The 24,995-nt window shown below is 67.4% G+C and carries 24 protein-coding genes; 13 read left to right on the forward strand and 11 right to left on the reverse strand.

Annotation, left to right across the window (positions count from 1 at the left end):
- Nucleotides 1-3: 3 nt before the first annotated feature.
- From R2601_RS12515 to R2601_RS12525, 3 genes are read right to left on the reverse strand one after another with little or no spacing between them, the layout of a single operon-like run.
- Nucleotides 4-729 (reverse strand): GntR family transcriptional regulator, encoded by a 726-nt coding sequence (locus R2601_RS12515; RefSeq protein WP_007798905.1) that lies wholly within the window; start codon nucleotides 727-729, stop codon nucleotides 4-6.
- The gene (locus R2601_RS12520) at nucleotides 717-1,733 is read right to left on the reverse strand and encodes an asparaginase (RefSeq protein WP_007798908.1); all 1,017 of its coding nucleotides are present in this window, start codon (nucleotides 1,731-1,733) and stop codon (nucleotides 717-719) included. The genes R2601_RS12515 and R2601_RS12520 overlap by 13 nt, the downstream gene beginning before the upstream one ends.
- The gene (locus R2601_RS12525; RefSeq protein WP_007798910.1) at nucleotides 1,730-2,560 is read right to left on the reverse strand and encodes a sugar phosphate isomerase/epimerase family protein; all 831 of its coding nucleotides are present in this window, start codon (nucleotides 2,558-2,560) and stop codon (nucleotides 1,730-1,732) included. Before R2601_RS12525 ends, R2601_RS12520 begins: the two co-directional genes overlap by 4 nt.
- Nucleotides 2,561-2,774: 214 nt before the next feature.
- Here R2601_RS12525 and R2601_RS12530 point away from each other — a divergent pair, with 214 nt between their 5' ends.
- From R2601_RS12530 to R2601_RS12565, 8 genes are all read left to right on the forward strand, one after another.
- Entirely contained in the window at nucleotides 2,775-3,527 is a 753-nt protein-coding gene (locus tag R2601_RS12530) for an amino acid ABC transporter ATP-binding protein (RefSeq protein WP_007798913.1), read from the forward strand.
- Nucleotides 3,528-3,627: 100 nt separating this feature from the next.
- Entirely contained in the window at nucleotides 3,628-4,458 is an 831-nt protein-coding gene (locus tag R2601_RS12535; RefSeq protein WP_007798916.1) for a transporter substrate-binding domain-containing protein, read from the forward strand.
- Between the two features lie 82 nt (nucleotides 4,459-4,540).
- Nucleotides 4,541-5,203, forward strand: a complete 663-nt coding sequence (locus R2601_RS12540) for an amino acid ABC transporter permease (RefSeq protein ID WP_007798917.1) — start codon at nucleotides 4,541-4,543, stop codon at nucleotides 5,201-5,203.
- A gap of 3 nt (nucleotides 5,204-5,206) precedes the next feature.
- Nucleotides 5,207-5,938 carry an amino acid ABC transporter permease gene (locus R2601_RS12545; RefSeq protein ID WP_007798920.1) on the forward strand — a complete coding sequence of 244 codons (732 nt, stop codon included), beginning with the start codon at nucleotides 5,207-5,209 and terminating at the stop codon, nucleotides 5,936-5,938.
- Complete coding sequence (locus R2601_RS12550; RefSeq protein ID WP_007798923.1) at nucleotides 5,935-7,314, forward strand: MmgE/PrpD family protein; 1,380 nt, start codon at nucleotides 5,935-5,937, stop codon at nucleotides 7,312-7,314. The genes R2601_RS12545 and R2601_RS12550 overlap by 4 nt, the downstream gene beginning before the upstream one ends.
- A complete protein-coding gene (gene argH, locus R2601_RS12555) occupies nucleotides 7,299-8,798 on the forward strand; it encodes an argininosuccinate lyase (RefSeq protein WP_007798926.1) in 1,500 nt (499 codons plus the stop codon). Before R2601_RS12550 ends, argH begins: the two co-directional genes overlap by 16 nt.
- Before the next feature lie 106 nt (nucleotides 8,799-8,904).
- Nucleotides 8,905-9,918, forward strand: coding sequence for an SIS domain-containing protein (locus R2601_RS12560; protein ID WP_007798930.1), 1,014 nt, complete (start codon nucleotides 8,905-8,907; stop codon nucleotides 9,916-9,918).
- Between the two features lie 54 nt (nucleotides 9,919-9,972).
- Complete coding sequence (locus R2601_RS12565) at nucleotides 9,973-10,767, forward strand: PfkB family carbohydrate kinase (protein ID WP_007798934.1); 795 nt, start codon at nucleotides 9,973-9,975, stop codon at nucleotides 10,765-10,767.
- 11 nt (nucleotides 10,768-10,778) lie between these two features.
- Here R2601_RS12565 and R2601_RS12570 read toward each other — a convergent pair whose 3' ends face one another.
- The 8 genes from R2601_RS12570 to R2601_RS12605 all read right to left on the reverse strand — a co-directional run bounded on the left by R2601_RS12570 (nucleotide 10,779) and on the right by R2601_RS12605 (nucleotide 20,061).
- Entirely contained in the window at nucleotides 10,779-11,852 is a 1,074-nt protein-coding gene (locus tag R2601_RS12570) for an ABC transporter ATP-binding protein (RefSeq protein ID WP_007798938.1), read from the reverse strand.
- Complete coding sequence (locus R2601_RS12575) at nucleotides 11,840-13,546, reverse strand: ABC transporter permease (protein WP_007798941.1); 1,707 nt, start codon at nucleotides 13,544-13,546, stop codon at nucleotides 11,840-11,842. The genes R2601_RS12570 and R2601_RS12575 overlap by 13 nt, the downstream gene beginning before the upstream one ends.
- Nucleotides 13,543-14,514, reverse strand: coding sequence for an ABC transporter substrate-binding protein (locus R2601_RS12580; protein WP_007798944.1), 972 nt, complete (start codon nucleotides 14,512-14,514; stop codon nucleotides 13,543-13,545). Before R2601_RS12580 ends, R2601_RS12575 begins: the two co-directional genes overlap by 4 nt.
- A 247-nt stretch (nucleotides 14,515-14,761) precedes the next feature.
- Nucleotides 14,762-15,760 carry an endonuclease/exonuclease/phosphatase family protein gene (locus R2601_RS12585; RefSeq protein WP_007798946.1) on the reverse strand — a complete coding sequence of 333 codons (999 nt, stop codon included), beginning with the start codon at nucleotides 15,758-15,760 and terminating at the stop codon, nucleotides 14,762-14,764.
- Entirely contained in the window at nucleotides 15,757-16,830 is a 1,074-nt protein-coding gene (gene ugpC, locus R2601_RS12590) for a sn-glycerol-3-phosphate ABC transporter ATP-binding protein UgpC (RefSeq protein ID WP_007798948.1), read from the reverse strand. The genes R2601_RS12585 and ugpC overlap by 4 nt, the downstream gene beginning before the upstream one ends.
- Entirely contained in the window at nucleotides 16,830-17,672 is an 843-nt protein-coding gene (ugpE, locus tag R2601_RS12595; protein ID WP_007798950.1) for a sn-glycerol-3-phosphate ABC transporter permease UgpE, read from the reverse strand. Before ugpE ends, ugpC begins: the two co-directional genes overlap by 1 nt.
- A gap of 4 nt (nucleotides 17,673-17,676) precedes the next feature.
- Nucleotides 17,677-18,648, reverse strand: a complete 972-nt coding sequence (locus R2601_RS12600) for an ABC transporter permease subunit (protein ID WP_007798951.1) — start codon at nucleotides 18,646-18,648, stop codon at nucleotides 17,677-17,679.
- Nucleotides 18,649-18,765: 117 nt separating this feature from the next.
- Nucleotides 18,766-20,061 carry an extracellular solute-binding protein gene (locus R2601_RS12605; protein ID WP_007798953.1) on the reverse strand — a complete coding sequence of 432 codons (1,296 nt, stop codon included), beginning with the start codon at nucleotides 20,059-20,061 and terminating at the stop codon, nucleotides 18,766-18,768.
- A gap of 208 nt (nucleotides 20,062-20,269) precedes the next feature.
- Here R2601_RS12605 and R2601_RS12610 point away from each other — a divergent pair, with 208 nt between their 5' ends.
- From R2601_RS12610 to R2601_RS12630, 5 genes are read left to right on the forward strand one after another with little or no spacing between them, the layout of a single operon-like run.
- Entirely contained in the window at nucleotides 20,270-20,725 is a 456-nt protein-coding gene (locus tag R2601_RS12610) for an NUDIX domain-containing protein (RefSeq protein ID WP_007798956.1), read from the forward strand.
- The gene (locus R2601_RS12615; RefSeq protein WP_007798958.1) at nucleotides 20,712-22,346 is read left to right on the forward strand and encodes a phosphotransferase; all 1,635 of its coding nucleotides are present in this window, start codon (nucleotides 20,712-20,714) and stop codon (nucleotides 22,344-22,346) included. Before R2601_RS12610 ends, R2601_RS12615 begins: the two co-directional genes overlap by 14 nt.
- Nucleotides 22,339-23,220, forward strand: coding sequence for a GAK system ATP-grasp enzyme (locus R2601_RS12620; RefSeq protein ID WP_007798959.1), 882 nt, complete (start codon nucleotides 22,339-22,341; stop codon nucleotides 23,218-23,220). The genes R2601_RS12615 and R2601_RS12620 overlap by 8 nt, the downstream gene beginning before the upstream one ends.
- A complete protein-coding gene (locus R2601_RS12625; RefSeq protein WP_007798960.1) occupies nucleotides 23,217-24,293 on the forward strand; it encodes an HprK-related kinase B in 1,077 nt (358 codons plus the stop codon). Before R2601_RS12620 ends, R2601_RS12625 begins: the two co-directional genes overlap by 4 nt.
- The gene (locus R2601_RS12630) at nucleotides 24,286-24,990 is read left to right on the forward strand and encodes a histidine phosphatase family protein (RefSeq protein WP_007798962.1); all 705 of its coding nucleotides are present in this window, start codon (nucleotides 24,286-24,288) and stop codon (nucleotides 24,988-24,990) included. Before R2601_RS12625 ends, R2601_RS12630 begins: the two co-directional genes overlap by 8 nt.
- The last annotated feature ends 5 nt before the right edge of the window (nucleotides 24,991-24,995 follow it).

Genomic DNA, 24,995 nt, shown 5'->3' on the forward strand with positions numbered 1-24,995 from the left:
GTTTCACTTGCGGACGAAGCTGAACGAGAACGCCGAGCCGCGGTGGTAGTCCTTGGCAAATATCACCCGGGTTCCGTCGTCCGAGAAACAGGTCTCCTCGATCAGCAGCGCGGGGCCGAACTGCTCGAGCTTGTGCAGCTTGGCGACGAGCTCCGGCAGCATCGTCGCGCTGATATTCGCGGTCGAGGCGATGGGGCGACGGTCCATCTCGGTCAGCATCTCGACGATGGATCCCGCCCAGTCCATGCGGCCCTGCTGGCCGTCGTGGAACAGGGCGACGGGGATCCAGTCGAGCGAATAGACCAGTGGTTCGCCATTGGCATGACGCAGACGCTCGACCCGCATCACCGGGTCGTCGACGGCGATGCCGAGTGCGGCGGCGACCTCGGCATCGGCGGGGATGGTCGAGAAGCCGAGGATGCTGGTCTCGGCGACGTAGCCGTGGCTGCGGACCATGTCCGAGACGCTCTCGAACTTGGTGATCGGCCGGGCGATGGTCAGCATGGCGCCGGCGGTCACGAAGCGGCCCTTGCCCTGCTGGGCCTCGATGATCGAGTCCTGTTCGAGCAGCTTCAGAGCCTCCCGCAGGGTCGGGCGGGACACGTGGAAACGCTCGCTCATCTCCTTCTCGGAGGGCAGCTTGTCCCCGAGCGTCAGCCCGTCGTCGCGGATCATCTCGAGCACGCTGCTCCGCAACCACTCGATGCCGCCGGTCTTCAGCTTCTCCATGTTGGCCTCCCTGCTTCGCCTCGCCTGTCAAACAACTCCGCGATCTGCGCGGGAGATCTTTGCGATGCCAGTGCATATTGCAACAATATTCGGGCTTTTGCCGGGGAAAACCCTGCGGCAGGAAGAAAGCCGTGGCCCCGGTTGCGGCTGTTGCCGGGCACTCGCCCGAAAGCCTGCGAGGCGGCAATGACGATGCCGCCGCCCTCATGCACCCAGGTCTCGAGCGCCTTGGCCTGCCGGCTCGTGGCATAGCCCGGTGCGAAGCCCGCGATCACGATCCCGCGGGCCCCTGCGGCGATGAACGCCTCGATTGCGGCGGCGTCGCCGTCGCTGTGGCAATGCAGGATATCGACGCGGGGGAGGGCGCCGAGCCGATGCCAGGGCAAAAACGGGCCGGGCGCGGCGGAGCGGGCGAAGAGGTCGAGCTCTGAGCCTGCGAAGCGCCCCAGCGGACCGAACCTGGGCGAGCGGAACGTGTCGAGCGCGCTGTTGTCGAGCTTGGTGACATCACGCGGGTCGTGCAAGACGCCGTCGAAGGCGACCGCGACCGATCCTCCGAGGCGCTGGTCCGCGGCGGCGGTCAGGGCGTGAAACAGGTTCATCGGCCCATCGGCGCCCTGCGCCGACGCCGGGCGCTGCGCACCGGTGACCACCAGGGGCACGTCGAGGTCCCAGCACAGGGACAGGAAAAACGCCGCCTCGGCCAGGGCGCCCGTGCCGTGAGTGAGCACGAAACCCGAGATCGATGGGGCCTCCTTCAGCGTCGCGGCGCAGGCGGCACAGATTGCGGCCCAGCGCTCGGCCCCCATGTCGAAGCTGGGAGCCGGGTCGACGGGCACGTTTGTAACGTCGAAGCGCCCGCGCAGCTGCCCGGAGCGCTCGAGCAACGCGTCGGGGGAAAGGCTTCCGGCGTTGCCGTAGTCGTTGATTTCAAAAGGATCTTCGGCAAGAGCGGTGATCGTTCCGCCGGCGACGATCAGCCCGATATGCGGCAGGGCGCTCATGCGGCTTGCAGCATTGCTGCGCGGGCGCTTTCGAGCGGCGTCCGCGGGTCGAGCCAGTAGGCTTGCGACACGAACTCGAAGCTGTAGTCGCCTTGGTAGCCCGCGGCTTCCAACTCGGCGACATACTGCGCCAACGGCAGGCTGCCGTCGCCCCAGGCGAGGTGCCCCTCGGGCGTGCCGTCACAGACATGCACATGCCGCAGCGCGTCTCCGAACCGGGCGAGGTAGTCTGCCGGGGTCTCTCCCGCCGCGGCCATGGCATTGAGGTCGAGGATGGCGGCGACCTGCGGCGAAGCGAGCTCGGCCATCATGCGGGCGAGCTCGGCACTGGTGGTGATGAGGTTCGACTCCGTCCGCGAGAGCGGCTCGAGCAGCAGCGTGACACCCTCTCTCGCGGCTTCGTCGGCGAGCGCGCCGAGCTGGTCTCGGGCGCGCTCCCACGCATCGGAGGCGGGAGCGTCGGCATAGCCCCACCCCGCCGTCACCAGCAGCTGCCGGCAGTCGAGCGAGGCGGCGCCATGCAGGGCCCTGCGGAAGTAGTCGAAACTACGGCGCGCGGTGCCGGGATGCTCTGAAGCGAGGTTGATCGGGTAGACGCACTGCTCGGGTGTGAAGCAGCTGAGCGAGAGATCACGGGCGGCGATCATGCGCCGCACATCGCGGAGTTCCGTGGCGGAGGCGTCATCGAGGCTGAGATGCGGCATGCCTGCCCAAAGTTCGATCCGTGCAAAGCCGAGCGCCGCCGCATCGTCAAGGAATCGCGTCAGGCTGTGACGGAAATAATGGATGTTCATGGCGGCCAGCCTGCTGGACAATGTCTGCGACATGAGGCGACTCCCTTTGATGTATTGTTTGACAACATAAGGTCACCACTCGGGGCTGCGCGCAAGTATTATCCTTGTTTACATGGGTGTAATCGAAATTCACCCAGGAAATCCAAAAGCCGATTGACAGTGCTCGGAGCTTTATGCTGGTATCTTGTCAAACAAGTTGAAAGATCTGCCAGCGAAAGAGTGGTGCGATCGTTCGGAAAGGTCAGGGATGTCGGTGATGGATGCGGAGCAGGACGGGATCAGCTTCCGGAAGGTGAATAAGTGGTTCGGCCGGATGCATGTCCTTCGCGACATCGATCTGGGTGTCGCGAAAGGTGAGAAGGTCGTGGTCTGTGGTCCCTCGGGGTCGGGAAAGTCGACGATGATCCGCTGCATCAACCGCCTCGAAGAGCACCAGTCCGGCACCATCCTCGTCGATGGAATCGAGGTCAATGACAACAAGGTCAACATCGGTCAGGTGCGCGAGCGCGTCGGCATGGTGTTCCAGAACTTCAATCTTTACCCGCACCTGACCATTCTCGACAATTGTACTTTGGCGCAGCGCTGGGTGCGCGGCCGGTCACGGGCCGAAGCCGAGGAGCGCGCGATGCACTACCTGGGCCGGGTGCGCATTCCGGACCAGGCCAACAAGTATCCCAGCCAGCTTTCGGGTGGCCAGCAGCAGCGCGTGGCCATCGCGCGTTCGCTGTGCATGTCTCCTGACATCATGTTGTTTGACGAGCCCACATCGGCGCTCGACCCGGAGTTGGTGCGCGAGGTGCTCGACACCATGGCAGAACTGGCCTCGGAAGGCATGACGATGGTCTGCGTGACCCACGAGATGGGCTTCGCCCGGCAGGTCGCCGACCGCGTCATCTTCATGGATCAGGGGGCCGTGGTCGAAAGCGCTCCGCCGCAGGAGTTCTTCGACGCGCCGAAAGAAGAGCGCACGCGGCGCTTCCTCAGCCAGATCCTGCACTGATTTCTCACCGGATTGTCACCGGCCCAAAAAGAAGGCCGGGATCGCGGCGGCGCGTCCGCCCACTTCCACAGATTACGTCCATAACAACAGGGAAATACTCATGAAAACGACCTTTACCTCTGCCCTCGCGCTGCTGGTCGCGGGGCTCGCCGCGGCCCCGGTTGCCGCCCAGGACTTTCCGCCGCTGCCTGCCTCGATCGAGGAGCAGGGCGTTCTTCGCATCGGCGTGAAATGCGACAGCCCGCCCTTCGGCGCCTCGGGTATCGACGGCACCCCGATCGGCATCGAAGTCGAGATGGCCAAGAAGATCGGCGAATACGCCTTCGGCTCGGAAGAGGGCGCCGAGCTCTCCTGCGTGACCTCGGAATCGCGCATCCCCTCGCTCAATTCGGGCAAGATCGACCTGATCCTTGCCACGCTGGGCCGCTTCCCGGCGCGCGAGGAAGTCATCGACTTCTCGAACATCTACTTCTGGGGCACCTCGAACGTGCTCGTGCCGGTCGACAGCCCGGTGCAGGAGCTTTCGGATCTTGCCGGCGAGACCCTGCTGATCGTCAAGGGCGGCTCGCAGATCCGGTGGCTCGAGGAGAATATCCCCGACATCGAGATGATGCAGCTCAACACCACCGCCGACGGCATCCAAGCGCTGCTGCAGGGCCGCGCCGCGGGCTATGTGGGTGACGGCGGCCTGATCTACACGCTGGCGGGCAACTACGACCAGCTGCGCGTGGTCGAAGAGGGGCTCGACCTCGGCGTGAACGGCATCGGGCTGCGCAAGGACGAGCCGGAACTCATGGCCTTCGTCAACGCGGCGCTGGACCAGCTTCGTGCCGAGAACTTCTACGAGACGGTGATCACCGAGTTCGTCGAAGAGCCCGCGGTCGCAGACGTCATGACGCGCGGTTTCACCGAAGAGCCGCCGCAGATGTAAGCTGTTGCATCGCGCGAGGGAGGCGGACCGCCCCCCTCGCGCCCCTGATACCTCCAAGACGCAAGAGCGGACCAATTCCACCATGATCGACTGGGCCTATATCTGGGCAGCGGTGCCGGACCTTATGCGGGGTCTGGGCATGACGCTGATCGTCAGTTTCCTCGCCATCCTGTTCTCACTGATCGGCGGGGTGATCGGCTGCGCGCTGCGTGTCTCTCCGATCAAGCCGCTGAGTTGGCTGGTGGCGGGCTATGTCGAGTTCATTCGCGGCACGCCCTACCTGGTTCAGGTCTTCTTCGTCTTCTACGGTCTTCCCAGCCTCGGGCTGCGGCTGTCGATCTTCTGGTCGGGCGTGGTGGCACTGTCGCTCTGGGCCAGCGTCTTCCATATCGAGAGCTTCCGTGCGGGGCTGTCTTCGGTCAGTAAGGACATCCGCAACGCCTCGGCCTCGCTCGGCCTGCGGCGCTGGCATCACGGGCTCTTCGTGGTGCTGCCCATCGCGGCGCGCTCGGCGTTGCCCTCGACGCTGAACACCATCGTGTCGACGATCAAGAACTCGGCCTACCTGCAGGCGATCGGCCTTGTCGAGCTGACCTTCGTCGCGGTCGACCGGATCGCCTACGAGTTCCGCTCGATCGAGATGTTCCTGTCGATCTGCGTGATCTACCTCGCCGTCGTCCTCGTGGTCTCGACCCTTGGCCATCGTCTCGAACGCCGGCTCGACCGGCCCTATGCGGGGCGCTGAACCATGTCGCTGCTCTACGAATATCGCGTCTTCCTCTTTTCCGGCTTCGTCCAGACCCTGCTGATGTCTCTGGTCGTGGCGCTCGGGACCACCGCCGTCGCCATCCTGCTTGTCGCAATGTTGCAGTCGAAGCTTCGTCTCGTCAGTCGGCTCGGCTATGCGCTGGTCGAGGTGCTGCGGGACATCCCGCTGATGGTCAACGTGCTGATGGTCTACTTCATGCTGCCGCTGATCGGGCTGGGCTTCGGGCCGTTCTGGTCGGTCTGCGTCGCCATCTCGATCTGGGGCGGGGCGAACGGGGCGCAGATCCTGCGCGCCGGGCTGCACTCGGTTGGCCAGGGCCAGCGCGAGACCGCCGCGGCCTTCAACTTCGGTCCGGTGAAGACCCTGTTCCTGATCGTCCTGCCGCAGGCCATGCCGGTGATCCTGCCGCCCTATATCAGCCTGATGACCGCCGTGGTGCAGGCAACGTCCCTCGGTGCCGTGGTCGGCGCGACCGAGCTGCTGCGGGCCGGGCAGATCCTCATCGAGCAGACCACCATCATGCGCGGCGGCAGCCCTGCCTACCTGGTCTACGGTTCGATCCTCGTCGTCTACTTCGTTCTCTGCAGCCTGATCTCCTTTGTCGGCGCCCGTCTCGAGGCCTATTACCAGCGCCCGTACCGGACCGACGCCAGCCGCAAGATCGATGCCAGGGCGCACGAGATCGAAGCCACGGTGCAGACCAGCGCATGACCTCTGCGGCCCTCATATCGCCCTCGCTCGACACCGGCCTCGCCCGGCTTGTCGCGGCGCCCGTGACCGAGACCGAGCGGCTCGCTTCGACGGCGACGATCTGCGACACGCTCGCGGTCGCGCTGGCGGGGGCGGCTGACCCGCGCGCCTCTGCACTGCTGGCGACACTGGCCGGTGGACCGGTGCAGGCGCCGGGCTGCGCGCGCGGCTTGGCGGCGGTGGATGCGGCGCTCTGGTTCGGGCTCTGCGCCCACCTCTTGGATTACGACGACGACGAGACCGAGCGCGCCATGGCGCATCTTTCGGTGCCCTGCCTCGCAGCGTCCCTTGCGCTTGCGGGGGATGACGGCGCGCTGCTGGCAGAGGCCTATGTCACTGGTTGCAAGGCCATGCTGATGCTTGGCGCGGCATGGAACCCGGCGCTGCACGGCGCGGGCTGGCATCCGAGCTCGGTGCTGGGCGTGTTCGGAGCGGCGGCCGCCGCGTCCCGGATGCTGGCGCTGTCCGAGGCGCAAAGCGTCGAGGCGCTGCGGCTTGCAGCGGCGCTGGCCTCGGGCACGCGCGGTGCCTTCGGGGGCATGGGCAAGCCGCTGCAGGTGGGGCAGGGCGCGGCCTCGGGGCTGCGCTGTGCCATGCTCGCCGCGCGAGGTTGGCAGGGCAGCACCGAAAGCCTGGACGGTCTCGCCGTGGCGCTCTTCGGTCGGTCAGGGCGGCTGCCGGAGGAGCAAGCGCCGGAATTCCCGCCGCAGGGCTTCGTCACCAAGCTCTACCCCAGCTGCACCGCGACCCACGCCGCGATCCACGCGGTGCTGACGCTTCGTGCCGCCCGCCCGGGCGCGATCCCGGCCCGGATCCGCGCCGGCCTCGACCCGCGTGCGCTGGCGATCCTGATCCCGCACAGGGCGCGCACCGGCGACGAGGGGCGGTTCTCGCTGGGCTATTGCCTCGCCGTCGCCGCTGCCACGGGCGCGGTCACGCTCGAGGCCTTCGAGGCGGCGGCCTTCGACGATGCCTTGCCCGCCGACCCGCAGGTGCGGGCGCTGCTCGACCGGATCGAGGTCGTAGAGGCTGATGATCTGCCGTTCGGACCCAGCGGCATCGCCACCGGCGCTCATGTGGAGATTCTGTGGCCGGACGGGGGCACCGACGGCCTGACCGTCGACGCCGCCCCCGGCAGCCGCGCACTGCCCGCGCGATCCGAGGCGCTCGAGGCCAAGTGGCACGACTGCCTCGCGCGCCATGCAGGGGCGGAGGCCGCAACCGGGCTGTTGCCGCTCCTGCGCTGCGCCACGCAACCCGGAGGGATCGCCGCCTTGCGCGCCGCCCTCGCTGACCTCCCCCAATTTCAAGGCAAGGAAGAATGCAGAATTCCGTAAGTTCCCGTCTGGCCGAGGCGACCGCGCCGGAAGTGGCGCAGACGATCTATGCCCCGCCGATGCGCGGCTTCGATGCCGCGGCGCTCGAGCGCATGTGCGCGCTCAACGAGGCGCACGCGCTGATGCTGGCCGAGCGCGGCCTGATCGCCCGCGACACTGCCGAGGCGATCCTCAGGGGCATCGCGCAACTCCGTGCCGAGGGTCCGGAGGCCATCGACCTCGATCCGCAGTTCGAGGACAGCTATTTTGCCTTCGAAAACCGTCTCGGGCAGGTGATCGGCAGACCCGCCGCGGGCTGGCTGCACATCGGTCGCAGTCGCAACGACATCGGCTCCACCATCGATCGCATGACCACCCGCGAGTGGTGCCTGCACCTGCTGGCGCAGCTCAACGTGGCGCGTCAGGCCTGCCTCGAGGCGGCCGGGCGCCACGCGGACACGGTGATGCCGGGCTACACCCACCTGCAGCCCGCGCAGCCGATCACCTTCGGCTACTACCTCGCCAACGTGGCGCGCGGGATGGAGCGCGAATACGATCGCGTCGCGGCGGTCTATCCGCGGGCCGACGATTGCGCGCTGGGCTCCGCCGCCTTCGCAGGCACCTCGTTCCCCATCGACCGCGACATGACGGCCTCGCTTCTGGGCTTTGGCAATATCGCGACGCCGGGCCTCGACGCCGTGGCATCGCGCGATTTCGTCACCGAGCTTCTCTGGGCGGTGACCAGTTGCCAGGTGCTGCTGTCGCGGGTCGCGCAGGATCTCTACACCTTCACCACCTGGGAGTTCGGCACCCTGCGCTTTCCCGATGGCGTCGCCGGCACCTCGTCGATCATGCCGCAGAAGAAGAACATGCTGCCGCTCGAGTTCTTCCGGGCAGAGGCCGGTCGCAGCATCGGCGCGCTTGCCGGAGCGCTCTCGGCGGTGAAAGGCTCGAACTATTCCATCGGGCTCGACAGTGTCCGCGAGGGCCTGAGCGATGCGTGGCCGGTGTTCCAGCGCTTTGCCGACGCTCTGCCGCTGCTGCGCCTGGTGTTCGAGACCGCCGAGCCCGACACCGACATGCTGCTGGCCCGCTGCTCGGCCAACTTCTCGACCGCGACCGACGTGGCCGACGGGCTGGTGCGCGAGCACGGCATCTCGTTCCGCGAGGCGCATCACGTGGTCGGGCGCGCCGTGCAGATGGTAATCGCGCGCGGCGCCGATGCCTCGGGGCTTGACGTGGCGACCCTCAATGCCGCCGCCGAGGCCGAGATCGGCCGTAGCTTCGAGATCGCCGAAGACACGCTCCGTGGCTGGGCCGATCCGGCCTCGGCGGTGGCAAGCCGCGTGGTCACCGGCGGGCCTGCGCCCGCTCCGATGCGGGACATGCTCGACGGCATGACCGCGAAACTCGCGGCTGACGCTGCGGCGCTCGATACCCGCCAGACCCACCTGCGCGACAGCGCGCACCAGCTTTCGGAGCGGATCTCGGCCTTCCTCGGCTGAGCCCGCGCCACCCTCACGCCCCGCAGGGCAAACCCCGCCGTCCCGATGATCGGGCGGTGAACGCTAGAGCTATGCCCGTGGACGGGCGAACTGCAAAGGACTGATCATGCTCAATTTTGACGAAGCCCGCTTTCTCGAGATCCAGGGCGGCGCCGTGGCGCTGGCGCCGCGCATCGATGCGGTGATTGCCGAGGCGATCTCGGCCGGGGCGACCAATCTCTACTTCCTCGGCACCGGTGGTGTTGCCTACCTGATGGAGCCCGCCGTGCAGCTGCTGCACCGCCGCTCGGGGTTTCAGGTGTTCAAGGACTACCCCGCCGAGGTGGTGCTGACCGGCACCGCCAACCTCACCGACAAGTCCATCGTGGTGATGCCGTCGCTCTCGGGCACGACGAAGGAGAGCGTCGCGATGCTCGAGAAGGTCAAGGAGATCGGCTGCACGCTGATCACGCTGGTGGGGCACGCCCAGACGCCGCTCGGCCTTGGGGGCAACCCGGCGCTGGTGAACTTTGCCGAGGACGACACGTCGTCGGAGTCCTTCTACATCCAGTCGCTGCTCATCGCGCTTTCGGTGATGAAGGCCCGCGGAGAGATCGACAATTACGACGCGCTGGTCGCCGAGATGCAGACCGTGCCGCAGGCGCTGCTCGACGCCAAGCGCGCCTTCGAGCCGAAGGCCGAGGAGTATGCGAGCATCATCGCGGGTGCCGACTATCACATGTTCACCGGCGCCGGGAACATGTGGCCCGAGGCGCTCTACTATGCGACCTGCATCCTCGAGGAAATGCAGTGGATCCGCACCCGCCCGGTGCACGCATCGGACTTCTTCCACGGCCCGCTGGAGCTGATCGAGACGGGCGTGAGCCTCATTCTCTTCCGCGGCGAGGATGCCTATGATGCTCTGGCAGAGCGCGTGGCGCAGTTCGCGCCGCAATACACCGACCGCTTCACCGTGCTCGACGTCGCAGAATTCGCGCCGCGCTCGCTATCGGAGGAGATGCGCGCGCTGCTCTCGCCTGCCATGATGGCAACGCTGCTCGAGCGGCTGAGCGCCCATCTCGAGGTGATGCGCGACCACCCGCTGGTGACCCGCCGCTATTACAAGCGCGTCGCCTACTGATGTTCTGACGGGGCCCGGTGCGATGCCGGGCCCCTTTTCCTGCCGGAGACCTTCGTGACCAGACTTCGACTTGCTGCCGCCGGTGACAATTGCATCGATCGCTTCCTGACCCGCAAGATCGCCCGTGTCGGGGGCAACGGGCTGAACGTCGCCGTGAACTTCGCGCTCGCAGGGCATGGCTCGGCCTATTTCGGCGCGGTTGGAGACGACGCGGACGGGCGCTGGACCCGCGCCGAGCTGAAGGCGAGGGGGGTGGACGTCGACCATCTCGAGATCCGGCCCGAGCCGACCGCCTACACCGACATCGCGCACACGCCGGAAGGCGACCGCCGGTTCCTGTTCGAGGAGTTCGGCGCGAGCGGTGCCTATTTCCCCTCCGACGAGGCCGTGGAGACGCTCGGGACGATACAGCATCTGCATCTGGGGCTGCTGCATGGCAGCGAAACGCTGGTGGCCTCTCTCGCGGGAGGCGGGGCGACGATCTCGGTCGATTGTGCCGTGAACCCGTTGCCATTGCCGGTCGATGTGGCCTTCGGCTCTGTCGGTGAGGATCTGGCGGCGGCGCTCAGCGAGCGCGATCGCCTGCTGGCAATCGGCCACCGGCTGGTGATCGTGACCCGGGGCGCCGACGGCGCCATCGCCTCGGACGGCCAGAGCAGCTGGTCCGTGGCCGGCAAGCCGATCCGCCCGGTCGATACCACGGGCGCGGGAGACAGCTTCATCGCTGGCTTCATCGCGTGCTGGAAGGAAACGGGAGACGTGGCGGCCGCGCTCGACGCCGGGACCGAGCGCGCCGCGGTAACCTGCATGACGCTCGGGGGCTTTCCGCAGGACGGGCGCGCGTTCTAGCGGGGCGGCCCTCAGGCCTCCGCCATCGCGCGCGCCATCAGCACCTCGCCTTCCGGGTCGTGAAAGCTCCACAGGTCGTGCAGGGTCAGGCCAACGGTCTCGCCGAGGCGGGCGCGTTGCGTGGCGAAGGCGGTGAGCGTCTCTCCGGCGGCCTCGAGCGTCAGGCGGAAGCGGCCGCCGAGATAGGTGCAGCCGGTGATCCGGCCGCGCAGAGGGGCGTCGTGCGACAGGCGGATGTTCTCGGGGCGGATGCTGGCATGGGTCGGGCGACGCGTGTTGGTGCGGGTCGGCACGCGACAGCCCAGCACCTCGATCCGCAGCGCGTCCGGGGCCGGTTCGCAGGCCCGTGCCGAGACCACCGCACCATCGCCCACGAAGCCCGCCACGAAGCAATCCGCCGGCTCGCGGTAGAGCACTTCGGGCGCCGCGAACTGCCGGATGCGGCCACGCTCCATCACCGCCACCCGGTCGGCCAGTGCCAGCGCCTCGCCCTGATCGTGGGTGACGTAGAGCATCGTGGCGCGGGTGCGCTGGTGGAACATGCGAAACACCTCCTGCATCGAGGCCCGCAGCGCGAGGTCGAGATTGGCCAGCGGCTCGTCGAGCAGCATGGCGCGCGGCTCGAACACCAGACAGCGCGCCAGCGCCACGCGCTGCCGCTGCCCGCCCGAAAGCTGCGCCGGCATGCGATGGGCGAACGCGCTCAGCCCGGTCAGCGCCAGCGCCTCGGCAACGCGGGCGTCGCGCTCGGGCTGCGGAACGCGGCGCACCTCGAGCGGGAACGAGACGTTGCGCGCCACGCTCTTGTGGGGCCAGAGCGCGTAGGACTGGAAGACGATGCCGATCTCGCGCGCTTCGGGGGCGATGAAGCGGGTGGCGTCGGTCATGACCTCTCCGCCAAGCGTGACGCTGCCCTCGCTCGGGGTCTCGAAGCCGGCGGTGAGGCGCAGGAGCGTGGTCTTGCCACAGCCCGAGGGGCCGAGCAGCGCCACGAATTCGCCCGAGCCGATATCGGCGCTGACGCGGTCGAGCGCGGCGTGGCCGTCGAAGCGCTTGGTGAGGCCGGAGAAACTCAGCTCTGCCATGGGATGGTACCTTTCGGAAAATGCCGGGCGCCCAGCTGCACCGCTGCCATCAGGGCTATGATCAGGCAGGTGATCGACATCGCCAGCGCGGATGCCATGACGGTTTCGCCGCTGTCCTCAAGATTGAAGATCACCACCCCCAGCGTCTCGGTGCCCGAGGACCAGAGCAGCGCCGACACCGTAAGCTCGTTGACCGCGGTGAGGAAGACGAGGATCGCGCCGGCCGCCGCCGAGGGCGCGGCGAGGGGCAGCACGATGGCGCGCAGCCGCCGCCCCAGCCGGGCGCCGACGCTGGCCGCGGCCTCCTCCATCGCCGGGTCGAGCTGTGCGAGGCTCGACTGGATCGGGCGCAGCATCACCACGAAGAACCGCGCAAGATAGGCCATCAGGATGATCCAGATCGTGCCATAGAGCGTGAGGTCGGTGAAGGGCAGGCGCGTGAAGGTGAGGATGCAGGCGATCGACAGCACCACGCCGGGCAGCGCGTAGGGCAGGTCGATCAGCCCGTCGAGCAGGCGCGTGATGCGCGAGGGGCGGCGTTCCATCAGCCACGCCAGAGGCAGGCAGATGGCCATCAGGATCAGCGCCGCCGCGACCGCGAGGAACAGCGAGTTGGCATAGGCCCGGCGGGTGACCGGCTGCACCAAAAGCGCCTCGTGCCAGGCCTTGAAGGTCGCGGTCTCGAAGCTGAGCGGCACGCCGTAGGCCGGGATCAGGGAGGTCGCCAGAAGCGCCAGCAGCGGCAGCACGAGGATCATCGCGATGAAGGCCCAGAGCGCAATCTCCACCGGCAGCCGGGCGCGCCCGAGCGAAAATGCCAGCGGCGTGCCCGAAAGGCCAACGAGGCCGAAGCCACCGCGCGACAGCACGACCCGCCCGGCCAGCACGCCGGCGATCGCCACCAGCCCGATCAGCAAAGACAGCACCGCCACCTCGGGCAGCACGCTGGGGCCAAGCCCCACGAGGCGCTGGTAGATCAGCGTCGGCAAGGTGGAATACCGGGCCGGAATGCCCAGCATCGCGGGAATGCCGAAATTGCCGAGCGCGGTGACAAAGGCCATCGCCGCCCCGGCGATCAGCGCCGGCATCGACAGGGGCAGCACCACCTGCGCCCAGACCCGGAGCGTGCCGCCGCCGCACATGCGGGCGGCCTCGACGAGATCGGCGGGGATCATGCGCAGCCCGGCGCGCAGGGTGAGAAACACCAGCGAGGCGTGCTGGATGCCCAGCAGCAGCACGATGCCTTGCGGGGAATGCAACGGCTGCGGACTGCCGAGCGGCGGCGCGAGGCCCAGCATCTTGAGCAGCACCGAGGAGGGGCCGGTGACCTGCATCCACGCCAGCGCGGTGATCTGCGGCGGGATCATCATCGGCACCATCAGGCAGAACACCAGCGCGCCCTTGCCGCGGATGTCGGTCAGCGCCACGAGAAAGGCGAAGCTCGCACCGATCAGGATCGAGATCAGCGTACCGCCCCCGGCGGTCACCAGCGAGTGCAGCAGTGCCGTGCGCGTGCCCTCGCGGGTCAGCACGGTCGTCAGGTGCTCGGATGTCAGCCCGTCGCCAAGGCCCACGCCCTCGAGCAGCAGCCGCAGGACCGGGCCGAGCGCGATCAGCGCGACCGGCAGGAGGATCAACGGAAACAGCCGGTCCAGGGACCGGCTGCCGCCTTTTCGCAAACGCGTGGCGATCATTGCACGCCGAAGATCTCGGCGAAGCGGGCCTTGTTGGCCTCGGCGTCGTCAAGCGCCTTGGCGGGGTCGAAGTCCATCAGCGTGATCTCGTCGCGCGAGGGGAAGCCCTCGGGGCTGGCAACGCCGTTGCGGGCCGGGATGTAGCCCATGTCGACCACCAGTTCCTGACCGGTTTCACTGAGCACGAAGTCGACGAATTTCTGCGCCGCGTCCTTGTTGTCGCTGGCCTTGAGGATGGCGACCGGCTCGGTCACGTAGGAGACGCCCTCTTCGGGGAACACGAACTCGACCGGCGAGCCGTCGGCCTTGGCGCGCAGCGCGAGGAAGTCGACCAGCACGCCATAGGGCTTCTCGCCGGAGGCCACGGCCTTGAAGGTGCCGCCATTGCCGCCTTCGGCGCGGGCGTTGTTGTCGGCCAGCGCCTGGTAGTAGTCCCAGCCCAGACCGTCGGTCTCGGTCAGCGTTGCGAGGTGGATCAGCGCGGCGCCGGAATAGAGCGGCGAGGGCATGGCCACGAGGTTGGCCATCTCAGGCTTGGCAAGATCGGCCCACGAGGTCGGCACGGTCTCGGCGCCGGTGTTGTAGGCGATGCCGGTGGTGATCAGCTTGGTCGAGTAGTAGTGGCCGTCGGGGCTGTAGAGCGCGGCGTCATAGGCCTCGGCCTCGGGCGAGTCGTAGGCCGCGAGCAGGCCCTGCTGCGCCATGCCCTCGAGCGTCACGGTGTCGGCGATCAGCAGCACGTCGGGAGAGGGGGCACCCGCCTCGATCTCGGAGGTCAGGCGGGCCATCAGCTTGGTGGTGCCGTCGCGGACCCAGTCGACGGTGATGTCAGGGTTGGCTTCCATGAAGGCGTCGACGGTCTGCTGCGCGTCCTGGTTCGGCTGCGAGGTGTAGAGCGTCAGGGTCTCGGCGGAGGCAAGGGTCGGCAGGGCCAGCGCGCAGGCCGCAGCAATGAGGGAACGGGTCATCGGAAACTCCGGTTGGGTTGCTCTTGTCCGAGGGCGGGTCGGGGAGACGCCGTCGGTTGCGGACCGTCTAGGGGGCTTCGATGACAGCTGAATGACGAGCTTCAAGATATTGAAAATAATGACGAACGTAACGTTCTGGCAAAGCCTGTCAGGGCTGCCCCGATGGCCGGGGCAGCCTGTTGCATGGTGTCGGAATATGATGCCGATGGCTGCGCACAGGCGCTGATGGCTTGCCGGCGTAGCGTCCCTAGGTCTCCGGCGTCTGCGGCACCGTCAGGTCGGTGATGCGCGTCACGATGGCGTCGTGATCCGAGAGCGGCCGTCCGGTGGCATCGAGCGAGGAGCGGATCTCGGTCTCTTCGAGGCGCATATTTCGGGCGAGGAACCAGTCGAGCTTCATCTGCCGTTCCGGCCAGCGGGTGATCAGGCTGGGCCGCGTGGTCGGCTGATCCTCGGGGCCGCCATGCACGGTGAAACCGGCCTCGCGGGCAGCGTCGAACAGCCTCTCGGCGCGCCAGTCGCCGTCGTTGTGGTTGCCGGTGTTGAGATCGCCGCCGATCAGCACCGGCAGGCCGGGGAAGGCCGCGTCCAGCGCCGCGATCAGGCCGCGGATCTGCATCTCGCGATGCTCCGGGCCGCAGGCGCTTTCGAGATGGGTGGAGATCGCCAGCAGCGGGCCGGCCTCGGTGTCGACCGTGGCGCCGACCGCGATGCGCTCGCCAAGCCGCGGCTGCTCGGCATCCGAGAACCACTGCCGCTCGCCCCAGAGCCGGAGCGCGAAGTGATCGCGCAGGTCGGTCTTCGCCATCAGCGCGTTGCCGTGGTAGCCGAGCGCATTGTGATCGTCCTCGCAGAACGCGTGCTCGATCGGCGAGCCGAGCCCCATCTCGAGAAACTCGACCGCGTAGGCGTAGGCCATGCCGAGCCCGCCCGCGATGTCGCGGGTGGTGTTGCGCTGGCCGGTGCGGGCCATGCCGTGATCCATCTCCGACAGCAGCAGCAGGTCGCAATCGGCCATCTTCTGCGCCGCCCCCTCGGGAAACAGGCAGCGCTCGAGGTTCCACGCCCCCACGGTCAGGGGCAGGGCGAGCGCCGCTGAAGGCGCCGCGCCGCCGGTCTCGATCAGGTTCATCCCCGCGACCTGCGCCATGTGGCTGTCATGAGCGCTGACGCTGCGCGGCAGCGCACGCAGCGCCAGATCCGCCTCGGTCGGGACCGGCAGGTCGGGAACCGTGTCGCGGATCATTCGGCGGGCACCGCGACGGGCTGCGATGCGGTCTCGATGCGGCGGCCGGTGCGGGCGTCGAAGAGATGCACGCGCGAGGGCGCGACCCCCAGATGCACGGTCTCGGGCAGGGGCGCTTCGCTGGTGTCGATGATCGCCAGCGCCTGCTCGCCCACGAAGCCGTGCACGATGCGCTGCGCTCCAAGTTCCTCGACATAATCGACCCGCATCGGTACGCCGCCGGGCGTGATGCGCAGATCCTCGGCCCGCAGGCCAAGCGTGACCGGCCCGGCCTCATGCGCCACCGGCGCCAGCGCGTGGCCGTCGAGCATGACCTGGCCGTTCTCGACATTGGCGTCGAGCAGGGACATCGCCGGGGCACCGATGAAGGAGGCCACGAAGGTCGAGGCCGGGGCGCGGTAGACCTCGAGCGGCGCGCCGATCTGCTCCACCCGGCCGCCGTTCAGAACCACAAGCCGGTCGGCCAGCGTCATCGCCTCGAGCTGGTCGTGGGTGACATAGAGCGAGGTGGTGCCAAGCCGCTTCTGCAGCTTGCGGATCTCCATCCGCATCGACACGCGCAGCTTGGCGTCGAGGTTCGACAGCGGCTCGTCGAACAGGAAGGCCGAGGGCTGGCGCACGATGGCGCGGCCCATGGCGACGCGCTGGCGCTGGCCGCCCGAGAGGGCGCGCGGCTTGCGGTTGAGATAGGGGCGCAGCTCGAGCATCCGCGCCGCCTCGGCGACGCGCTCCTCGATCACCGCCTTGCTCTCGCCGCGGTTCTTGAGCCCGTAGGCCATGTTGTCGCGCACGCTCATGTGGGGATAGAGCGCGTAGTTCTGGAACACCATGGCGATGTCGCGCTCGGCCGGGTCAAGCTGGTTGACCAGCCGCTCGCCGATGCGGATCTCGCCTTGGGTGATGGTCTCGAGCCCGGCCACCATGCGCAGCAGGGTGGACTTGCCGCAGCCCGAGGGGCCGACCAGCACGATGAACTCGCCGTCGCGGATCTCGATATTGACGTCGGCCACCGCTGCTTGGGCGCTGCCGCCATAGGTCTTGCCGACATTGGTCAGAGAGAGATGTGCCATTACTTGTCGCTTTCCGTCAGGCCCTTGATGAACATGCGCTGGAAGATCACCACCACCGCAACCGGGGGGACCATCGCCAGCACCGCAAGGGCAAAGGCTTCGTTGTAATCGGGGATCTGGCTGCCGACCCAGACCTGCAGGATCGACTTGATGCCACGCATGAGCGTGAAGAAGCTCTCGTCCGTGGTCATCAGCAGCGGCCAGAGATACTGGTTCCAGCCATAGATGAACATGATGATGAAGATCGCCGACATCATCGTCTTCGACAGCGGCACCAGCACGTCGATGAAGAACTTCACCGGGCCGGCGCCGTCGATGCGCGCCGCCTCGAGCAGCTCATCGGGGACCGAGCGGAAGAACTGCCGGAAGAAGAAGGTGCCGGTGGCCGAGGCCAGCAGCGGGACGATCAGGCCGGTATAGGTGTTCAGCAGGTGCAGCTCGGACATCACCTGATAGGACGGCATGATGCGCACCTCGAGCGGCAGCAGCAGCGTCGCGAAGATGGCCCAGAAGATCAGCGTCGCAAAGCGGAAGCGGAAATAGACCAGCGCGTAGGCCGCCATCATCGACAGCACGATCTTCCCGACCGCAAAGCCCAGCCCCATGATCATCGAGTTGGTGAGCATCAGGAGCCCGGTCACGTCGCCGGTAAAGCCGCCGCGGCTGGTGAGCACCTTGGTATAGGTCTCGGCGCCATGGCTGCCGGGGGTGATGTAGAGGCCGTTCGAATGGATATCGATCGCGGCATGGGTGGAGGACATCAGCGCCATCACCACGGGCACGCAGAGAAACAGCGCGCCGAGGATCAGGATCAGGTGGTCGAGGGGTTTGATCTTCTGCATGGCCTTACCCGTAATGCACGCGGCGTTCGAGGAAGCGGAACTGCAGCACCGTGAGCAGCGCCACCACCACCATGAGGATCACCGACTGCGCCGAGGAGCCGCCGATGTCGTTGCCTTTGAACCCGTCGAGATAGACCTTGTAGACCAGCGTCATCGGGTTGTTGGCGGGCTTGTCCTTCACGATGACGTCGATGATCGGGAAGGTGTCGAACATCGTGTAGGTGATGTTGATGACCAGCAGGAAGAAGGCGGTGGGCGCGAGCAGCGGCAGGGTGATGTCGCAGAACCGGCGCCAGCCGGATTTCGCGTCGATCAGCGCCGCCTCGCGCACCGAGACCGGCACCGATTGCAGGCCCGACAGGAAGAAGATGAAGTTGTAGGGGATCTGCTTCCAGACCGAGATCACGATCAGGGCGCTGGCGGTGTCCCAGTAGTCGATCCCCACCCGCAGGTCGTGGCCGAACCAGGCGGCGATCTGGGTGAAGGGGCCCATATGCATGTCGAAGAACATCATGCCGATGAGGCCCGCCACCGGCGGCGCGATGGCGTAGACCGAGATCAGCAGCGTCTTGTAGGTCTCGGCGCCGCGGATCACCTTGTCGGCCTTGACCGCGAGCAGCAGTCCCAGCCCGAGCGACAGCGCCGTGACCACGACGCAGAAGAAGGCGGTGAAGGCGGCGGTGGACATGTAGCCGCGGCTGGTCAGCGCGTCGGTGTAGTTGTCGAGGCCCACGAAGGTGGCGCCAAAGCCAAACGGGTCCTCGAGATAGAAGGACGAGGTCACCGCCTGCACCGAGGGCCAGTAGAAGAAGATCGCCACCACCGCGAGCTGCGGCAGCAGGAACATCCACGGCGTCAGCGGGCGGTCGAACTGGACGCGCTTGACGGGGTTGGCGGTCTCACCGGACCACCAGCGGCGGAGCCGGGTGAACAGCGTGCTGTCGGCCTCGGCGAGGGAAAGGGGGGTGTCGGTCACGGGCGTGTCCTGATCGGGGGCGGGTCGTCCCGGTTTGCGCCGGGCGCGGCAACAAGAGCGGCAACGGAAACGGGGGCCGGGCGCTTGGCCCGACCCCCAGACGCGGTCGATGCTGGCTTAGTTCGCGGTCTTGGCGAAGCGCGCGAGCAGGGCGTTGCCCTCTTCCTCGATGATCGAGAAGGCCTCATCCACCGACACTTCGTCCGAGAAGATGCGGTTGAACTCGCGCTCCATCACCGAGCGGATCTGCGGGTAGAAGCCCATGCGGTAGCCCTTGGACCATTCACCGCCTTCGAGCATCAGCTGCTGGATGCCGACCTCGGCCACCGGCTGGTCGTCGTAGTATCCTTCCGACTTGGCGAGCTCGTAGGCCGCTTCGGTGATCGGAACGTAGCCGGTGCTGCGGTGGTAGAAGAACTGGGTCTCGGGCGAGGTCAGGAAGGTGAAGAACTGCGCGGTGCAGGCGTTCTCTTCCTCGGACTTGCCGGCCATGGCGAAGAGCGCCGCGCCACCGATGAAGCTCTGGGTGCCGGCGCCTTCGATGCTGTCCCAGTAGGGCATGTAGACGGCGTCGAAGTCGAACTCGGCCGACTGCTGCAGGCCGCCGAAGGAGCCCGAGGAGCCGATCCACATGGCAGCCTCACCCTCTTCGAAGGGCTTGAGGTTGTCGGCCCAGCCGGCACCGTAGAAGCCGTAGAGATCTTCGTCGGCCCAGGCCTTGAGCTTCTCGAACATCATTTTCTGGTTGTCGTCGCTGACGAGGATCTCGGTGCCCTCGAAGCCGTCATAACCGTTGTTGTTGGTGGCGAACTGCTGGTTGTTCCGCGACTTGAAGTTCTCGACCATCATCCAGGTCAGCTGCGAGGCGGTCATCGGGATGTAGCCGGCATCGCGCAGGGCGGGGGCGATCTCTTCGAACTCTTCCCAGGTCTTCGGCGGCTCGACGCCTGCGGCCTCGAAGGCCTCGGTGTTGTAGTACAGGATCGGCGCCGAGGAGTTGAACGGCATGCCGATGAACTTGCCGTCGGCATCGGCGTAGAAGTTGCGCACGCCGGCGATGAAGGCCTCGCGGTCGAACTCTTCACCGGCGCCGGTGATCAGGTCCTCGGCCGGAACGGTCGCGCCCTTGGCGGCGATGATGGTGGCGGCGCCGGCGTCGAACACCTGCAGGATGTTGGGCTGCTCGCCCGAGCGGAAGGCCGCGATGCCCGAGGACAGCGCCTCTTCATAGGTGCCGCGCGAGACCGGCGTCAGGTTGCACTGGTCCTGTGCGGCGTTGAACTGCTGTGCGATCTCGTTGATCACTTCGCCGTTGCGGCCACCCATGCCGTGCCACCAGCTGATGTCGGTCGCGGCGTAGGCGGTGGAGGCGGTCAGCGCCAGTGCGATGGCGGTCGATGCCGTCTTGATCATGTCCCAGGTCCTTCTTCGGGGGTTTGTTCGTTGCGCGACGGCTAGGGGCGCTCTGTGACAGTAGGGCTTAGGATTTGTGAAACTTTCGCGTCATGCGAATAGGTTGCGGCGGGGGGAGCGGTCCGAAGTGCCGGCCGGACGCGCGATTCACCGAGACGGGACCTTGATCCGCCTTTAAACTGTCACCCTTCCAGAGGCATAAGGCGTCATGTTCGAAGACACTCCCATCCGTCCGACGGTTCGCGTCGTGATCCGCAAGGGCCCGCTGGTGCTGGTGCAGGTCAAGAGCCGCGAGGGCGGCCCGCGCTACCTGACCCTTCCCGGCGGGCGGCAGGAGCCCGGCGAGAGCATGGCGGATTGCGCGCGGCGCGAATGTCTCGAAGAGATCGGCGTCATCCCGGTGCTGGGTGACGTGCTGCACGTGGCCGACGTGTTCCGGACCCGCGAGGGTGGGCTGCGACAGCTCTCCGAGGTCCTGTTCGCGGCCACCGTGCCCGACAGCTACGTGCCCCGGCTCGGCAGCCATCCCGACAAGCGGCAAGTGGCGACCGACTGGGTTGACCCCGCAGCATGCGGCGCCGACTTCCTGCCGCGCTACGATCTGGCGCTGATCGACCCCGACGCCCCCGTCTATCTCGGAGCCCTGCGCTGTGAAACGCCCTGACGCCGTCGAGGAAAACCTCTCCTTCCTGTTCGCCGAGCTCGACGGCCAGCTGGCGCGGCTGCTCGCCTATTTCGAAGCCCCGCGCCGCGAGACCGCCGAGGCATTGATCGCGCGGGCGGGTTATTCGCAGAACCTCGCCTCGCGGGTGCGCAAGGCCTGCCTTGCCGGCATGATGCGCGGCAAGCCGAACGCGGCGCGCGACCTGCGCCTGCAGGGGGTCGACACCATCGCCCGCAACCTCGACCTGATCTCGCGCCTTGCCCGCCGCTCGGTCCGGCACGCGGGCAATATCGAGCGCACCAAGCTGCTGCGCGCCGACGCCTATCTCAAGCCGCTCGGTCGGGTGCGCAAGGCGGTGGCCCGGGTGCAGGAGGCGCGGGCTGCCGGCGACAGTCGCCTGGCGGTGCAGATCGGCGCCATCCGGGCCGAGCTTGGCGCCTTTCACGACCAGCTCTTCCGCACCTACACCCGCGACATGCAGGGCTCCAAGCACGCCGACGACCTCGCCCACGGGCTGCTGACCCTGAACGAGGTCACCCGCATGGGCGAGGCGCTCCAGACCATCAGCGAGGCGATCCTGTCGACCAATATCGGCCAGACCGTGCAGTTCGAGCGCTACTTCACCCTGCGCAGCGTCCTTGCGGGCGTCGGCAAGGAGGACGAGGAGATCAAGCTGCAGCCGCTGGCCGAGACCCGCTCGGGCAGCGCGATCTCGAGCGTCACCATGCGCGACGGCAATGGCCGCTCGGTGGACGCGGTGTTCAAGGATGGCGACCGGCGCAAGGTCAAGGAAGAGCGCGTCGGGGTGAAGAGCTGGAACTCGGTCTATCCCGGGCTCGCGCCCGAGATCCTGTCTTACGAGAAGCGCGGCGACAGCGCGGCGCTGCTGATCGAGCACCTCTCGGGGCAGACCTTCGAGGACATCGTGCTGGGCGGCAGCGCGGCCGAGCTCGACGCCGCGCAAACGGCGCTGCACCGCACCGTGCGCGACATCTGGCGCCAGACGCTCACCGATGAGCCCGCCGAGATGCGCGCCATGGAGCAGCTTGGCAAGCGCATGAGCGACGTCTACCGGTTGCATCCGAAATTCGCCACCGGGACCCAGCGGCTCAACGGAGCCACGCTCGAAAGCTTCGACGCGCTGATCGCCGCCGCCGCCAGTCGCGAGGAGGCGCTCAGGGCGCCGTTCTCGGTCTATATTCACGGCGATTTCAACCTCGACAACATCATCTACGAGGCCGGCGAGAAGAAGGTGCGCTTCATCGACCTGCACCGCTCGCGCTATATGGACTACGTGCAGGACGTGTCGGTCTTCATGGTGTCGAATTACCGGTTGCAGGTGCTCGACGCCGGGACCCGCGCCCGCATCGCCTCGGTCGCGGTCGAGATGCACGACATGGCCGCCAAGTTCGCCCGGCGCCAGAAGGACAAGAACTTCGAATACAGGCTGGCGCTGGGGCTGGCGCGGAGCTTTGCCAGCTCGACGCGCTTCATCGTCGACAAGAACCATGCGCGCCGCATGATGCTGCGCGCCCGCTACATTCTCGAAGCCGCGCTGGCCGTGCCCGAGGGCAAGGAAGCGCGGCTCAAACTGCCCATAAGGATGCTGTTCAGTGACTGACAAGATCGGGGTCATCGGAACCCCCGGAAAATGGTCGACCGAGGCGCTCGCGGATGCGATCGAGGCACGCACCGGCTTTCGGCAGGTGATCGACATGGCGCGTGTGACGCTGGATCTAGAGGCCGGCACGCTGCTTTGCGACGGCGTCGACCTCTGCACGCTCGACGGTCTGGTGATCAAGAAGGTGGCCGAGACCTACAGCGCGCACGCGCTCGACCGGCTCGAGATGCTGCGCGTGGCCGAGGCCAAGGGCGTGAAGATCTTCAGCCCCGCCACCGCGATCCTGCGCCTGATGGACCGGCTCGCCTGCACCGTGACGCTGAACGCCGCCGGCGCGCCGATGCCGCCGACCACCATCACCGAGGATGAGACGGCGGCGCGCGCGGCTCTGGCGCGCTACGGGGCGGCGGTGTTCAAGCCGCTGTTCTCGACCAAGGCGCGCGGCATGGTTCTGCTGGAGGCAGACGCACCTGATGCCGAGGCGCAGATCGCCGCCTTCAAGACCCAGAATCCGGTGATGTATATCCAGAAGAAGGCCGACCTCTCGGGGCACGATCTGGGCATGGTCTTCCTTGGTGGCGAGTATATCTGCACTTATGCGCGGGTGAGCCAGACCGACAGCTGGAACACCACGATTCACTCGGGCGGCAAATACGCGCCCTACGAGCCCGACGCCGAGCTGATCGAGCTGGGCCGACGTGCGCAGGCGCCGTTCGGGCTGACCTTCACCACCGTCGATATCGCGCTGACCCCGGACGGGCCGATCGTGTTCGAGGTTTCGGCCTTCGGCGGCTACCGCGGCGCGCAGGAGGGTTGCGGCATCGACGCCGCCGCGCTGGTGGCCGATCACGTGCTGGAACAGGTGCGCGCATGAGCCGGGCGCAGGACATTCTTTCGCAGCTTGATCTTTCACCGGCCGAGGCGGCGGAGCCGTTCCACTTGAAGGTCGGGCCGGTGGGCCTCAGCGTGTTTTGCCCCGGAGATCTGCGGGCCGAGCTGGTGGGCTATTTCCACGACGCACTGAGCGACACGCCGGGTGAAACGCGCGTACACCTGCTGCCGGGGCAGGCGCTGCCCGCCGAGCCAGAGTGGCAGGACTGGGCGCGCGAGGCCGGAAAGGCCGGGCGCAAGGATGCGATTTACGGGCTCGGCGACGGGCGCCTGATCCGCAAGGTCCGCAGCGGCGTGACCTTCCTGCAGGCGCCGGGCGTGGCGGTGGCCTTCGGCCCGCTCGAGCAGAACGTCAGCACGGTGATCAACTTCATCAACACGCAGGTGCTGAACATCTGCCAGCGCGACGGCTGGCAGCTTTGCCACGCGGCGGCGGTCACCGGGCACGGCCGGACGCTGGCGATCTCGGGGCTGTCGGGCGGCGGCAAGTCGACCTCGATCCTGCGCATGATGGATCTGGAGGGCACCGCCTTCCTCTCCAACGACCGGGTGCTGGTCAGGGCAGGGCGCCCGCCGCAGGCGCTGGGCATCCCCAAGCAGCCGCGCATCAACCCGGGCACCATCCTCGGTAACCCGCGCCTGCGCGGCATGCTCAGCCCCGCGCGCCGGGCCGAGCTTGAGGCGATGCCCGCCGCCGCGCTCTGGGATCTGGAAGAAAAGCACGATCTCGTCGTGAGCGAGGTCTACGGGGCGGGACGGGTGCGCTTCGACGCCCCGCTGACCGACTTCTGGGTGCTGAACTGGGCCCGTGATGCGTCTGAGCCAACGCGCGTTGCGCAGGTGGAGCTTGCCAGCCGGCCCGACCTTCTGGGCGCGATCATGAAGAGCCCGGGGCCATTCTACCAGCATCCCGACGGCCGGTTCGAGCCCAACGGCGCCACGCCGGAGCCGGGGCCCTATCTCGCAGCGCTGGACGGCGTTCGGGTCTGCGAGGTCTCGGGCCGGGTCGATTTCGACGCGCTCGCAGCCGAGGGGCGCCGGCTCTTCGATGTCTGAGCCGCTCATGCCCGAGAGCTACCACGCCATCATCCGCCACGGCGCCTATCACCAGCGCGAAGGCGCGCCGTCGGCCCGTCAGCCCTATGCGCTGACCGACGAGGGCCTGGCGCAGGCCCGGGCCTGCGGTGACGAGCTGGCGGCCATGATCGCCCAGCACGGTCTGCAACTCGCGCCCGTGATCCATTGCTCGCACCAGCTGCGGGCGTGGCAGACCGCTACGGAAATCGCCGACCGGCTGCGCGCGCATGGCCACGAGATCACTGAAATCCATGAGACCGGCGCGCTGGCCGAGCGCGGTCTGGGCTCTGCCGCCAACCTCACCGTGGCCGAGATCGAGGCGGTGCTGCGTGACGATCCGCGCCATGAGGCGCCGCCCGCGGGCTGGAAATCCGACAGCGACTACCGCCTGCCGCTCGAGGGCGCCGAAAGCCTGATGATGGCCGGCGCGCGCGTCGCCGGGCACCTTCGGGACAGCGCCGGGGCCGGGGCGGGGCGGCTGACCGTCCACGTGGGCCACGGCGCCTCGTTCCGGCATGCGGCACATCATCTCGGCCTGCTTGAAAAAGAAGATCTGGCGAAACTCTCGATGTTCCACGCCCGGGCGTTACTTCTCTGTTACAGGGGCCATGATAGCTGGTCCCGTTTCGCCGGTGCGTGGAAGGTCAGGACCCCGAAAGAGGACCCGATCGACTAGCGCCG

This window comes from Salipiger bermudensis HTCC2601, assembly GCF_000153725.1.
Lineage (GTDB): Bacteria > Pseudomonadota > Alphaproteobacteria > Rhodobacterales > Rhodobacteraceae > Salipiger > Salipiger bermudensis.

Excerpts from the sequence above, each read along its gene's own strand:
- R2601_RS12630 (WP_007798962.1), top strand. The coding sequence starts at position 24,286 with ATGTCTGAGCCGCTCATGCCCGAGAGCTACCACGCCATCATCCGCCAC.
- R2601_RS12605 (WP_007798953.1), bottom strand. The coding sequence starts at position 20,061 with ATGATCAAGACGGCATCGACCGCCATCGCACTGGCGCTGACCGCCTCC.
- R2601_RS12560 (WP_007798930.1), top strand. The coding sequence starts at position 8,905 with ATGCTCAATTTTGACGAAGCCCGCTTTCTCGAGATCCAGGGCGGCGCC.
- R2601_RS12550 (WP_007798923.1), top strand. The coding sequence starts at position 5,935 with ATGACCTCTGCGGCCCTCATATCGCCCTCGCTCGACACCGGCCTCGCC.
- R2601_RS12525 (WP_007798910.1), bottom strand. The coding sequence starts at position 2,560 with ATGTCGCAGACATTGTCCAGCAGGCTGGCCGCCATGAACATCCATTAT.
- R2601_RS12580 (WP_007798944.1), bottom strand. The coding sequence starts at position 14,514 with ATGACCCGTTCCCTCATTGCTGCGGCCTGCGCGCTGGCCCTGCCGACC.
- R2601_RS12625 (WP_007798960.1), top strand. The coding sequence starts at position 23,217 with ATGAGCCGGGCGCAGGACATTCTTTCGCAGCTTGATCTTTCACCGGCC.
- ugpC (WP_007798948.1), bottom strand. The coding sequence starts at position 16,830 with ATGGCACATCTCTCTCTGACCAATGTCGGCAAGACCTATGGCGGCAGC.
- R2601_RS12570 (WP_007798938.1), bottom strand. The coding sequence starts at position 11,852 with ATGGCAGAGCTGAGTTTCTCCGGCCTCACCAAGCGCTTCGACGGCCAC.
- R2601_RS12515 (WP_007798905.1), bottom strand. The coding sequence starts at position 729 with ATGGAGAAGCTGAAGACCGGCGGCATCGAGTGGTTGCGGAGCAGCGTG.
- ugpE (WP_007798950.1), bottom strand. The coding sequence starts at position 17,672 with ATGCAGAAGATCAAACCCCTCGACCACCTGATCCTGATCCTCGGCGCG.
- R2601_RS12540 (WP_007798917.1), top strand. The coding sequence starts at position 4,541 with ATGATCGACTGGGCCTATATCTGGGCAGCGGTGCCGGACCTTATGCGG.
- R2601_RS12585 (WP_007798946.1), bottom strand. The coding sequence starts at position 15,760 with ATGATCCGCGACACGGTTCCCGACCTGCCGGTCCCGACCGAGGCGGAT.
- R2601_RS12535 (WP_007798916.1), top strand. The coding sequence starts at position 3,628 with ATGAAAACGACCTTTACCTCTGCCCTCGCGCTGCTGGTCGCGGGGCTC.
- R2601_RS12575 (WP_007798941.1), bottom strand. The coding sequence starts at position 13,546 with ATGATCGCCACGCGTTTGCGAAAAGGCGGCAGCCGGTCCCTGGACCGG.
- R2601_RS12530 (WP_007798913.1), top strand. The coding sequence starts at position 2,775 with ATGTCGGTGATGGATGCGGAGCAGGACGGGATCAGCTTCCGGAAGGTG.
- R2601_RS12610 (WP_007798956.1), top strand. The coding sequence starts at position 20,270 with ATGTTCGAAGACACTCCCATCCGTCCGACGGTTCGCGTCGTGATCCGC.
- argH (WP_007798926.1), top strand. The coding sequence starts at position 7,299 with ATGCAGAATTCCGTAAGTTCCCGTCTGGCCGAGGCGACCGCGCCGGAA.
- R2601_RS12545 (WP_007798920.1), top strand. The coding sequence starts at position 5,207 with ATGTCGCTGCTCTACGAATATCGCGTCTTCCTCTTTTCCGGCTTCGTC.
- R2601_RS12520 (WP_007798908.1), bottom strand. The coding sequence starts at position 1,733 with ATGAGCGCCCTGCCGCATATCGGGCTGATCGTCGCCGGCGGAACGATC.